The following is a 12907-nucleotide window of genomic DNA, read 5'->3' as shown; positions in this document are numbered from 1 at the left end:
CGACATTATGACGATGCTTTTAACAAGGCTTTAACATATTTTAAATAAAAAGATAACGCCATATTAACTATTCTTTAACAAAAATTTTAAAACATTACTAAACACTCAGTTAGAGACATTAATAAACTTTAATGCCATGCATACTAATTTTATCCGGTATCTTCGTAAGCATTTTCAGTTATCCTTAGAGCCATAAAAAAATGCCTTATAAATTCATAAGGCATTGTCATTTAAAAAGAATGGAGGTTACTTGGTATTTTTTAAAACGTCCGGGATGTTGGTTGTAATGAAACCTATTCCCTGTTTCTTTAATTCCTGATACACCTCAACATCATTTACCGTCCAGGCGTTGGTAATCAGTCCCAATGCATTTCCTTCTGCGATCCAGGTTGGGTTTTTCTGGAAGATACTGTAGTGATAATCAATACCGTCAATACCTTCATCTCTGATCTGTTGTGGAGAAAGCTCTCCTTTCAGGTACTGAACTTTGAATTTTGGTTCTGATTTTTTGATTTCTTTGCAGATATTCAGACTGAAAGAAATAAATTCAGTCTGGGATTCAAGTTTCATTTCCTTTACCATCTTGATGGTTTTTGCTGTCAGCTCATCTTCTTTTTCTTTTGTTTTATCCGGCTTGATTTCTACAATCAGTTTTAAAGACTGATCTTTTTTCCCTGCTTTTAAATAATCTTTCAATAAGGGAAAATTTTCACCGTTAGAGAGCTTCACTTTTTTAAGCTCTTTGAAATCGGTTTCTGAAATTTCCATTTTACCATGGTGCTCATCGTGATTGACTACGAGAACGCCATCTTTGGTCATCCTTACGTCAAATTCAGCTCCGTAAATTTTTAAATCCCGAGCATTCTCCAATGCTTTCAATGAATTTTCCGTTGTGGGAGGATTGGTCTGCCAATATCCTCTGTGTGCAATAATCCGGGTTTGTGCGCTCATCATTACTGTACTTAAAACTGTTAACCCTAAGATAAAATTTTTCATAATATAATCAGATAATTAAATGTGTATGTCTGCGGAAGCATTTCCATAAAGATAATATTAAATTTTTAGAATGTGTATTTAGCGCCTAATTGAATCTGATAAGGATTTCCTGTTAATGGCACCAAACCACTGTTGTTCAGACTGTATTTAAATTCTTTGGTTGCCTGATCAAATCCTGTAATTCTGTACAGAGACATATTGTTGTAAGATTTGTTTACGCCCCATTCTTTATTGAGAAGGTTGGCAACGTTGAAAATATCAACTGAAATCTCAAATCCTCCGATCTTCTCAAATTTCAGCTTCTTGGCAATACGCAGATCCCAAACTCCAAAGAATTCATTTTTTCCGCCATTACGTTCTGCGATCTTATTGTTGTAATCGGTAATATAGTTCTTCAAAGCATCTCCCACTTCAGGATTGTCAATCAGAGTCTGTGTAAGACTAGGGAAAATATAAGCCAGATCATTTGAATCTACAAAGTCTCCGTTAATATTTCCACCTGCTGTCACAGAGAAACGTGTTCCGCCGATTCCGGAATATCTCAATCCTACAGTAAAGCCTGCAATGGTAGGTGAATTTCCATACAGTACCACTTTATTACGAAACTGATTGTCAGAATAAGACATTCTTAAATTTCTAGGATCTCCCTGAACCAGAGTAGATAAAGTTGCAGAGTTGGCAACATTCCCATTATAAGAAGTATTATCTCTGATATCAGACCAGGTATAACTTGCCGTGATTTCTCCGTCTTTCCAGTAGCGGTAACTTGTATCTACAACAAATGAAAACTGGTTAACTTTACCGTCACTCACAAGCTCCAGCACTCTCCCGAAATTCTGATTGATTCTTCCGGCCTTCCAGTCTAAAGTTCCGTTGGCATTAATTGCTGATGCCGGCACATAAACCCCTCTTCCTCCTTCATTGTTAAGAGTGAAATAAGGATTGGCCACCATGTTTCTATCATAATAGAAGTAATTGTTTCTCCCTAATGCCATATACCCTGCCACTCCTGCTCTGAATCTCTCGTTAAAGAAGTGAGTATATGAGATATTGGCTTTGTAAACGACAGGAATTTTTGCATCCTCCCCTGTATAATTAATAGTGGGCAACTGGTACTGCGTCAGTGAGGGAACAGTACCGTAATCGTTTCTGTAACCGTTGAAATCTGGTACAAGCCCAATCTGGGAAGGATTGACATCTACGGTTGCCAAATGATTTCCGTCAAAAACCAGGTTATTGATGACCATATAATTATTGATATCTGAAGAGAAAATTCCTGCTCCGAATTTTAAGAAATCTTTGTTCTCTTCATTGATATTCCATTCAAACTGAAATCTTGGCTGAATGATAAACGACTTAATCTGATTATCTGTCCGTATTCCCATCTGATCATATAATTTTTGATTAAACTGAGCTTTCGGATAACCACCGTAATCTAGCCTTAAACCTGCCATTAAATCTAAGCCTCTTGCGATCCTTGTCTGCATCTGACCATAGACACCTAAATTCCAGATACTTGATTTCACTGATGGATCAGCAACTAAAGGTACCTCTCTGTAAAATCTATAGGGGATCAGGTTTTCAAAATTAAAAAGATTACTGGCGTTAGTAGTAGCTTCTCTGAAATGGAACCTCCCGTTGACTTCGCTGCCATAAACAGATTTTGATCTTGTGTACATCAGATCTGCTCCGAAAGTATATTTTATTTTATCGGTATTATAATACAAATTATCTACAATCTGAAACACATTATTTCTGAAACCTTCCTGTGCAAAACGGTGACCTCCGATCTGAATATTTGTTGCGGCATTCTTTCCGTCTATATTTGATACAATATTCTCAACAATTGCTCTTGGAACTGGATGTCCTAATTCGTCGTTCTGATAACTGTCCTGAAAAGTGTAAAGATACTGTGCCTTCAGCTCATTGGTCAGGTTAGGCTTCAGATTTGATCTCAGCGTTACCAGTAAACTGTTATCAAGGTTTTTGTCATTAGCGTATGATTCATAGAAACTGATGGCTGTATTATCTGCAAGTCCGTTTTTATTTAAGTCGTAGGTGAAATTATTTCTTAACGTCAGTAAATTCTTATCATTAATCTGCCAGTCTAAGCGTAAAAATGCAGCATCAGAATTTCTTATTCTGTCAAATGCTCCAAACTGAGGTGAGTTTCCTACTCCATATTTTGCTCTGGCAATATCCAGAAACTGATTAAGCGTCTGGTTGGTTGTATTTAATCTCAGTTCATCTTCTTTTGAGCGTATATCTGCAATGAATAACGGTTTAGAATCCAGCTGATGATCCCAGGCTGCAAAAAAATGTAATTTATTTTTGATAATCGGACCTCCCAATGAAAATCCGAACTGGGAAGTTGAGAAATCGATTGTTCTTTTATTTCCCCTGATATCATAGGGGCTGGACAGCCAGTTTGTTCTTAAATATTCCCAGGCGCTTCCGGAAAATGTATTCGTTCCTGATTTTGTAACTGCACTTATGGTTCCGCCGCCACTTCTTCCTAATGTAACATCGTACTGGTTGGTTGTGATCTTAAATTCACGAACGGCTTCTATAGAAATAGAATAAGGTGCACCGCTTCTACTCGTAGTAGAACCAGCGGAAGTAGGGTTTTTGGCAGTCATCCCGTCAATGGTAAAATTGGTTGACGAACCTAACTGACCGGAGAGATTTCCGTTTTTTCCACTGAGAGGAGACAATTCTGTAAGATTGGTGAAATTTCTTCCGTTGACGGGTAAAATACCTATATTTTTAGTGGTAATTGCTGTGGCTGCTCCGAGGTTACCGATCTTATTTTTTAAGTTTCCTGTGATAACAACTTCTTCAATTGACTTTTCACCGGTATTCTCCAGATTCATATTTACGGTCACCTGATCACCGAAGTTAACATTGTATCCCTCTTTCTTTTTGTCATTCACTATGACGGTATAAGGCCCGCCCAAAGGTATTTCTTTGAAGATATATTCTCCTTTTGAATTGGTTTCTGTTTCGGTCCTGAAACCTGTGGATTCATTAATAATGATTACTTTCACTTTATCCTGTGTACCTGTACTGGTGATTTTACCGACAATAGATGCCTGTGTAGTCTGGGCATACGCCAGTGTTCCCCAACCTAAAAACAATAATCCTATTACAATTTTTACTTTTCTCATGATTTCAATTAACTGATTGCAAAGGTAAACTGACTGAGTAAGCCTCCTGTTTACGGGACTTTTAACTTTTTTTTAATTAAATCGGAACATTAGATTAACAGATCGTAAACAGTGATTTTATTGAGTGAAATATCAGACAGTTATCAGATGTTAAGGTATTTTAATGATACCACATCATTTAATTATCATATTTTTTTAAATTGAAATTACTTTGGTTATTTTTGCTTCAAATAAATTTCAGATGTCCGAAACCATTCAGCAGAAGATAGAACAGCTCCGTAAAGAACTCAACCAGCATAATGAAAATTATTATCTGATGGATGAGCCCAGCATTACAGATCTTGAATTTGATTTACTTTTAAAAGAACTTCAGGATCTTGAGGCCAGGCACCCTGAATTTCATGATGATAATTCACCAACGGTACGTGTAGGAGGAGGTGTTACCAAAATTTTTCCGACAATCCGGCATCAGTTCAGAATGTATTCTCTGGATAATTCCTATGATTTTGATGATCTGGCAGATTGGGAAAAGCGCATCATCAAAACAATTGACGAACCTGTAGAATTTGTGGCAGAATTAAAATATGATGGCGCATCCATTTCTATTCTGTACGAAAATGGGAAACTGACGCAGGCTGTAACCCGTGGTGACGGCTTTCAGGGCGATGAGATCACTTCAAATGTGCGAACTATTTCTGATATCCCGATTACTCTAAAAGGAGATTTCCCTGAACGTTTTTTTATGCGTGGTGAAATTTATTTAACGAGAAAAAATTTCGATAAGATCAATAAACTGCGCGAAGAAGAGGGCCTGGATCCTTTTATGAACCCAAGAAATACCGCAAGCGGAAGTCTGAAGATGCAGGACAGCGGTGAAGTAAGAAAACGGAGATTATCTTCGGTTTTATATCAGTTTGTATCACCTGATGTGCCGGCAGAGAACCATTGGGAACTGATCCATAAAGCTCATGATTGGGGATTTACTACTTCTGCTCAGGCAAAACTCTGTAAAACTCTGGATGAAATCAAAGAATTCATTAATTTCTGGGATACGGAAAGACACACGCTTCCATTCGAAATCGATGGGATCGTACTTAAAGTAAATTCTTTGAAACAACAGCAACAGCTGGGCTATACTGCAAAGTCTCCACGCTGGGCAATGGCTTATAAATTCAAGGCCGAGAAGGTGGAAACCGAACTGCAAAGTGTTTCTTACCAGGTGGGAAGAACAGGTGCCATAACGCCGGTTGCCAATTTAAAACCTGTTTTATTGGCAGGCACAACAGTAAAACGTGCTTCTCTTCACAATGAAGATATCATCAAGAAATTGGGGTTGCATGAGCACGATTATGTTTATGTAGAAAAAGGCGGTGAAATCATTCCTAAAATTGTAGGTGTCAACACCGAAAAAAGAACGGCTGAAAGCAAAGCGGTGGAATATATTAAGAACTGTCCTGAGTGCGGCACTGAGCTGGTAAAGGTAGAGGATCAGGCCATTCATTTCTGTCCAAATGATCTGCATTGCCCGCCACAGGTTGTTGGCAGAATGATTCATTATGTTTCAAGAAAAGCATTGAATATTGATAATCTGGGAAGTGAAACGATCGAACAGCTCTACCGGGAAAGACTGATCGAAAATCCGGCAGATTTTTATACTCTCACCAAGGATCAGATTCTTCCTTTGGAAAGAATGGCTGAAAAATCTGCACAAAATATTATCGACGGGATCGAAAAATCAAAAGAAATTCCTTTTGAAAAAGTTTTATTCGGTATCGGAATAAAGCATGTAGGTGAAACCGTTGCCAAAAAACTGGTCAAGAACTTCAACACGATCGACGACTTAAAAAGTGCAACTGCAGAAGAACTCTGTCAGGTGGAAGATATAGGAATGAAGATCGCCGTGAGCATCGTTGAGTTCTTTGCCAATTCCGAAAACATCCTGATGCTGGAACGTCTTAAATCTTATGGAGTGCAGCTGGAAAAGGGTGAAAACACCAACGAAGTTTTATCAAACGCTTTAGACGGGAAAACCTTCCTGTTTACCGGAAAATTATCCCTTTTCACCAGAGAATCTGCTGAAGAAATGGTAGAAAAACACGGCGGAAAAAACATTTCTGCAGTTTCCAAAAACCTCAATTATCTGGTGGTCGGAGAAAAAGCCGGAAGCAAACTGAAGAAAGCGAATGATATCGGAACCATCGAAATTCTGGATGAACAGCAGTTTCTGGATTTGATAGGCTAAGCTGTTAATTTCAAGTTAACAAACTAAAGACCTAGAAAAATATAAGCAGCTGAATTCCGGTTCTGACCGGAAAGATAAACCCCACAGGTTTTAAAAACCTGTGGGGTTTATCTATTTTACAGAAAAATCAAGATTTTTATTGATCCTGATTTTTCTTCAGCCAATCCAGGCGGCGCTGATCAGGGAGATGTCTTACAGAGAAATTTTCAAAAGTCGCTTTAAAACCTTTACCATCAGGGCTCGCTGCCATAAATCCTACTTTTACAGGCGTGTTATCCTGCAGATAAGCATTGCGCATCATCACATATTCCTTATCATCAAAGGAATAAAAAATCTCCACTGCATCCAGCCTTCTGACTGCCTTGATCCAGACAAACGGCGGTGTTTTTTCAAGAACAATGACACTCCAGTCACTGGTTTTATGGGTAACGACAGTACTTAAATTAAATTTTCCGTCGACAAATTCCACTCCGGCTTTGATGTAATTCTGTTCATCAACTCTCAGCATCAGCCCCATCTGATCAAAACGGGCTTTATAATCACCGGTAATTTTCACCTTTGTTTCAAATTCTCCCCCATAGGTGGAATAGTAAAATGGAGCATCATCGACTGTAAAACCATAGTGTGAAATCCTCCAGTAATCACTTTGCGGCGTTACATTCATGACTAATTTCCCATTTTTGATCTCCCATTGCTGAGGTTCGTTAAACCATGTCATCTTCTCCAGGGACTGTCCTTTTAGTCCTGAAAATAAGTTGAAAACGATGATTGTGGATCCTATTATTTTTTTCATTTTAATTCTTACTAAATTTTTCTTCTGTACTCAATGATGCAGTCCTGACGGAGGTTCATTTCTTTAATCCGGATCATCAGGAAGATAAAATTATTGTTTAACCTTAAATTTCACGGATTACTTTACATGGATTACCGACCGCCAGCACATTGGCCGGAATATCTTTGGTCACAACACTTCCCGCTCCGATCACCGTATTGTCGCCAATCGTAACTCCTGGAAGAATGCTGCATCCGGCACCGATCCAGACATTATTTCCAATCATAATTGGGTAAGCATATTCCAATGCTTTATTTCTTTCTTCTACATCAAAAGGATGACCGGCGGTATAAAATCCACAGTTGGGAGCAATAAAGACATTATCCCCAAAAGTCACTTTTGCGCAATCCAGAATCACCACATTGACATTGGTATAGAAATTTTCTCCAATCTCAATATTATAACCGTAATCACAATAAAAAGGCTGTTCGATGTGAAAATTATCTTTTGTCCGGCCAAACAGTTTTCTGATGATATCTTTTCTCTCTTCTGTTTTAGAAGGTGGGAGATGATTGTATTCAAAACAGAGATCTTTACAGATATTTCTCTCCTGTACTAAAAATTCATCGGCGGCATTATATATTTTCCCGCTCAGCATTTTTTCTTTTTCGTTCGGATTATTCATTGTATTTTTACTTTGATGATCAGCAAATTTATGATCTTCATTTTTTATGATCAATACTGATTTATAACCAATTTTATTAGCTATGATACTTTGATAAATATTAATCTTCATAAACTCTTGAAAATAAAAATTTAATAATCTTCCAACCCCATCAGATTGATTTCTCATAAATAATGTAAATGAAAACCATCCAATCCGACCTCAACGATAAACTGTTACAGCAGGAATTTTCTCCTAAGGCTGACAGCGATCAGTTACCACTAAAAAAATGTCAGAAAATTGCTGAAAACTTCATAGAACTAGAAAACGGCATTGCCGTCTTAAGTGATTTACAGAATAATAAAAGTTATATCTATAACGGAAAACTGGCTGATCAGCTTAATATTTTCCAGGATGATAATTTTCAGCTGATTGAAAGCATTTGGGAAGAGGAACTTTTTTCGAAACTGCATCCTGAAGATGTCGTACAGAAACATTTGCTTGAACTCCAGTTTTTTCAGTTTATTAAAACAATTACTTTTGATAACCACAAAGATTATTGTGTTGTCAGCAGACTTCGAATTGCTGATGATCCGGGGCAGAAAGCCCTTCTACATAAAATGTTTTACTTCACAAATGCCAGTGATAAAAATGTAGAACTGGCACTTTGCCTATATCATTTTGATTTTCTTAATTCTTCCCTTCATCAGGGGATGATCATCAATACAGCAGACGGATCAATAATCCATCAGACGGAAGCTGGGAATTCTGCATTCCTGTCAATTCGTGAAAAGGAAATTCTGACAATGATCCAAAGCGGAAAAAGAAGCAAAGAAATTGCTGAACTGCTGTTTATCAGCATTAATACCGTGAACCGTCACAGGCAGAATATCCTGGAAAAACTCCGTGTAGGAAATACAACCGAAGCCTGCACAATGGCGGCAAAACTGAAATGGATATAAATTCACAAAACATTCATCCCATTTTTGGATCATGTATTTTTAAATGAATATTTACATTATATTTGAAAAATATAAGCTATATCCATGAAAAAAATCTATCTGATTATTTTTGTCCTTATCTTTTCTGCATGTAAAACACAAATTATCAACATTCCCGATTCCTATCTTAAAGCAAAATTACTGACTTACGGAGCTACTTCAAATGCCGGCGGAACTTTTATAAATGTTGACACAAATGGGGATGGCGAAATTCAAGTCTCAGAAGCAGCTTTGGTGTACAAAATATCAATCAGCAATCTTAATGACACCGTAAGCAGTTTAACAGGATTAACCAGCTTTCCAAATTTGACCGAACTGGAATTTTCAAATCCTAATTTATCAAGCTACAATCTTACGTTTAATAATTATCCTGTACTACAAAAATTAAAAATCGTTGGAGGTACAGTGAATAATGTTACTATTGAAAATTGCAATGCTTTATTTTCAATCAGTCTTGATAAAGGGAATATCATAAGTATCCAGAATACTACTGCGCAGGAAATTAAAATTGAGAATATTAATGGTTTAAATCTTTCTTCAACCCCTAACCTGAAAAAATTCTCTCTGTTTTCCTCAGAACTTTCGTCCTTAAATTTAAGTAACCATCCCTTGCTGGAGGAGGTTAGTGTAACTGAAAACAACTTTTTAACAAATATAAATTTTTCAGGAGACACTGCTTTAAAAAAACTGGAACTGCATCATAATCAACTAAGCAGTCTGACAGTACCTAATCCTGCTCTGGTCAACTATATAAGCATAGGTTTTAATCTCTTCCAGATTTTTGATGCTACTCCTTATACCGGATTAGTATTCTTTTACGGACATGAAAACCAGATTACAGGTCTGGATTTCAGCTCAAGCCCTCTGATTGGTCAAATTTATGTTTATAATAATTCACTATCTACTTTAACCCTTTTTAATAACAATAATCTGCAATTATTATATGCAAATAATAATCAGCTAAACAATGTAGCCTTCAACCATGCGAAAAATCTAAAAAACATTCAGATAACGAATAATAATCTGACTGATATTGATTTATCAAAGAATGTACTTCTCGAAGTTGCAGATTTAGATTTCAATCCTAATTTACAGACTTTAAACATTAAAAACGGAAAACATAATAATTTAGGTCTTGGATTTTCAAATACACCACAATTACAGTATGTGTGTACTGATCCCAACGAGACAAGTTTTGTAATTTCACAATTGGCAACTTACAATCAGCCTAATACAGTAGTCAATTCGTATTGTACTATGACTCCCGGAGGCGCATATTATACCCTTCAGGGTACAACCAGATACGACATGAACGGAAACGGATGCAATAATAATGATACCACTAAGCCATTTCAAAAATTTAACATTCTGGGACAGTCAACCGCAATATCTTCTTCAGCTGGAACCTATTCTTTAGCACTGACGCCAGGCCCTATTTTGCTCTCACCTGTATTAGAAAATCCTTCTTACTTTGCTATTACACCTTCATTGGTTAACCTTAATTTGCCTGCTCAGACAACCCCCTTTACTCAAAATTTCTGTTTAACAGCCAATGGAAACCATAATGATCTTGAAGTAGTAATTCTTCCGATTACTTTAGCTATTCCTGGTTTTGATGCTCAATATAAAATCATTTACAAGAATAAAGGGACAGCTGCGCAGTCCGGAACGCTACTGTATAATTTTGATGATAATTTAATGAATTTTTTAACATCGTCTTACAGTCTGACTTCACAAACAACGGGAATTCTGAGCTGGAATTTTACCAATTTATTACCTTTTGAAACCAGAGAAATCAACTTAACCTTTAAACTCAATACTCCGTTACAAACTCCACCATTAAATGGGGGACATATATTAAGTTCCACTTTTCAAATAAATGGATTAGCTGATGAAACGCCTTCGGATAATATATTTACCCTAAATCAAACTGTTGTAAACTCTATTGATCCGAATGACAAAACATGTTTAGAAGGAACCATAATTACTCAGGCGAAAGTAGGTGATTATGTACATTACCTTATAAGATTTGAGAATACCGGTACAGCCAATGCTCAGCATGTTGTGGTAAAGGATGTCATTGACACTTCAAAATTTGACATATCAACTTTGCAGGCAATTAGTGGAAGTCATAACTTTATTTCAAGAATAACAGGAACAAATATCGTGGAATTCGTCTTTGAGAATATACAGCTGCCTTTTGATAATGCTGTTAATGACGGATATGTTTCATTTAAAATTAAAACTAAATCAAATCTGAATGCAGGAGACAGTTTCAGTAATACGGCAGACATCTATTTTGATTATAATGCCCCTGTAATTACTAACACGTACACAACGACGGTACAGAATACTCTTGGAACAACAGAATTCAGTAATGATAGAATCAATATTTATATTTATCCAAATCCCGTAAACGATGTGCTATATGTTAAAACAAAAGTTATCATTACAAAAGCTGAAATTTATGATACAACTGGCAGGATCATACTTTCGACAGGACTTAAAAACAATTCTGCAGATGTTTCGAATCTGTCTGAAGGTAATTACATTGTGAAATTTTTCACACAAGATAAAACTGTCACACAGAAGTTTATTAAAAACTAATTTTAAAATATGAGCATCGCTAAAAAGAAAATTATTGTAATTTTATTATCAGTAAAAATATACAGTCAATGGATTTTCTGAAAGATCATTCAATTCACAATGAACTCGTACTGATTATTATTTCTGTGATTCTGGGGCTTTTTATCGGAGCTGAGAGAGAATACCGGAACAAATCTGCCGGTTTACGGACTTTCATCCTTGTTTGCTTCGGTTCCTGCCTTTTTACTATTCTTTCTATAAAAATAGGTATCCATGATCCTGACCGTCTTGCAGCAAACATTATTACCGGAATAGGCTTTTTGGGTGCCGGTGTTATTTTTAAAGGAGACAGCAAAATTGATGGAATTACCACTGCCACCACTATTTGGGCTACAGCTTCAATCGGAATGGCAGTTGGTGCAGGGTATGTTTATTTATCTTTGACGGGAACAGTTCTGGTTCTTTTGATCTTAAGTTCACTGAGCTATCTGCAGAATTTCATTGACAACAATCACAAAATCCGGGAATACAGAATTGTTGCTGACACTTTTGAAGATGTCGTTTATTTTGAAAACAATTTCAAAAATTATCATTTGAAGTTTTATGTTGTCAGACAAAAATTTACTCCGGAAAGTATTGCTACGACATGGATGCTAACGGGAAAAAATACCAATCATGAGCTGTTTATCCTTCATCTCCGAAATGATAAAAAGGTAAAATCTTACGAATTTTGAAAAACAAATAATCATTAATCTTATCAGTAACCTTTTCTCACCTTTATTTTTAAGTCTAATTAAAAAAAACAGTTTAAGGTGAGGTATAATTATTTAATTTTGTTTCCCATAATTTATGGATGATTTAATACATTTTTATGTTTCGGTTTTAGGAATTCCTAAAGACCTGGCACTACTCCACACCGTCAAATTTGAACGGTTAGAAATCCCTAAAAAGACAGTTATTTTAAATCAGGGAGAAACCGAGGATTATTTATATTTTATTTCTGAAGGAATTGTCCGTTTTTTTGTCTGCAAACCTCATCCGACAGAGCCACCGAAAGAAATTACGTTTTCATTTTTGGTAAAAAATATGTTCTGCAGTGCTTACGATTCTTTTATTACGAGAAGGCCCTGCCATTATAACATTGAGACTTTAAAAGATACGGTGGTTTACAGGATTCATCATACTCATCTGCAGGATCTGTACAAAAGTACTGAGATAGGAAATTATATTGGCAGAATTTCCGCAGAAGGTTTATATGTGAGAAAAGCCCAGCGGGAGATGTCACTTTTGATGCATTCCGCTGAAGAAAGATATTTAAATTTATTAGAAACCTATCCTGACTATGTGATCCAGATTCCATTGAAATATATTGCCTCTTATCTGGGAATTACTCCACAGGCCCTGAGCCGCATCAGAAAACGCATTTCTTAACCTGGATTCATTTTCCGGTATTGATGAATGATGTATTTTTGCAACAGC

Annotated in this window: 9 protein-coding genes; 5 read left to right on the top strand and 4 right to left on the bottom strand. The window is 36.4% G+C overall.

The annotated features are described in order from the left end of the window. Positions 1–246: 246 nt before the first annotated feature. Positions 247–996 (bottom strand): glycerophosphodiester phosphodiesterase family protein, encoded by a 750-nt coding sequence (locus AC2A07_RS14050; protein ID WP_484050942.1) that lies wholly within the window; start codon positions 994–996, stop codon positions 247–249. Positions 997–1061: 65 nt separating this feature from the next. After that, complete coding sequence (locus tag AC2A07_RS14045; RefSeq protein ID WP_484050941.1) at positions 1062–4163, bottom strand: TonB-dependent receptor; 3102 nt, start codon at positions 4161–4163, stop codon at positions 1062–1064. 241 nt (positions 4164–4404) lie between these two features. Here AC2A07_RS14045 and ligA point away from each other — a divergent pair, with 241 nt between their 5' ends. Next, positions 4405–6405 carry an NAD-dependent DNA ligase LigA gene (gene ligA / locus AC2A07_RS14040; RefSeq protein WP_484050940.1) on the top strand — a complete coding sequence of 667 codons (2001 nt, stop codon included), beginning with the start codon at positions 4405–4407 and terminating at the stop codon, positions 6403–6405. 136 nt (positions 6406–6541) lie between these two features. Here ligA and AC2A07_RS14035 read toward each other — a convergent pair whose 3' ends face one another. Beyond that, a complete protein-coding gene (locus AC2A07_RS14035) occupies positions 6542–7198 on the bottom strand; it encodes a DUF1349 domain-containing protein (protein WP_484050939.1) in 657 nt (218 codons plus the stop codon). 103 nt (positions 7199–7301) lie between these two features. After that, positions 7302–7862 (bottom strand): sugar O-acetyltransferase, encoded by a 561-nt coding sequence (locus tag AC2A07_RS14030; protein WP_484050938.1) that lies wholly within the window; start codon positions 7860–7862, stop codon positions 7302–7304. A gap of 179 nt (positions 7863–8041) precedes the next feature. Between AC2A07_RS14030 and AC2A07_RS14025 the strand changes: the two genes are divergently transcribed. From AC2A07_RS14025 to AC2A07_RS14010, 4 genes are all read left to right on the top strand, one after another. Further along, entirely contained in the window at positions 8042–8803 is a 762-nt protein-coding gene (locus AC2A07_RS14025; protein WP_484050937.1) for a response regulator transcription factor, read from the top strand. Between the two features lie 84 nt (positions 8804–8887). Then, positions 8888–11449, top strand: coding sequence for a T9SS type A sorting domain-containing protein (locus AC2A07_RS14020; protein WP_484050936.1), 2562 nt, complete (start codon positions 8888–8890; stop codon positions 11447–11449). 68 nt (positions 11450–11517) lie between these two features. Beyond that, entirely contained in the window at positions 11518–12162 is a 645-nt protein-coding gene (locus AC2A07_RS14015) for an MgtC/SapB family protein (protein ID WP_484050935.1), read from the top strand. Between the two features lie 115 nt (positions 12163–12277). After that, positions 12278–12859 (top strand): Crp/Fnr family transcriptional regulator, encoded by a 582-nt coding sequence (locus tag AC2A07_RS14010; protein ID WP_314497461.1) that lies wholly within the window; start codon positions 12278–12280, stop codon positions 12857–12859. Positions 12860–12907: the final 48 nt, after the last annotated feature.

The sequence above is a fragment of the Chryseobacterium sp. HNCC26DJ238 genome (assembly GCF_057180465.1).
The sequence above is the reverse complement of the archived record's forward strand: the minus strand, read 5'-3'. Positions and strand labels throughout refer to the sequence as shown.

Excerpts from the sequence above, each read along its gene's own strand:
- AC2A07_RS14025 (WP_484050937.1), top strand. The coding sequence starts at position 8,042 with ATGAAAACCATCCAATCCGACCTCAACGATAAACTGTTACAGCAGGAA.
- AC2A07_RS14030 (WP_484050938.1), bottom strand. The coding sequence starts at position 7,862 with ATGAATAATCCGAACGAAAAAGAAAAAATGCTGAGCGGGAAAATATAT.
- ligA (WP_484050940.1), top strand. The coding sequence starts at position 4,405 with ATGTCCGAAACCATTCAGCAGAAGATAGAACAGCTCCGTAAAGAACTC.
- AC2A07_RS14010 (WP_314497461.1), top strand. The coding sequence starts at position 12,278 with ATGGATGATTTAATACATTTTTATGTTTCGGTTTTAGGAATTCCTAAA.
- AC2A07_RS14045 (WP_484050941.1), bottom strand. The coding sequence starts at position 4,163 with ATGAGAAAAGTAAAAATTGTAATAGGATTATTGTTTTTAGGTTGGGGA.
- AC2A07_RS14015 (WP_484050935.1), top strand. The coding sequence starts at position 11,518 with ATGGATTTTCTGAAAGATCATTCAATTCACAATGAACTCGTACTGATT.
- AC2A07_RS14050 (WP_484050942.1), bottom strand. The coding sequence starts at position 996 with ATGAAAAATTTTATCTTAGGGTTAACAGTTTTAAGTACAGTAATGATG.
- AC2A07_RS14020 (WP_484050936.1), top strand. The coding sequence starts at position 8,888 with ATGAAAAAAATCTATCTGATTATTTTTGTCCTTATCTTTTCTGCATGT.
- AC2A07_RS14035 (WP_484050939.1), bottom strand. The coding sequence starts at position 7,198 with ATGAAAAAAATAATAGGATCCACAATCATCGTTTTCAACTTATTTTCA.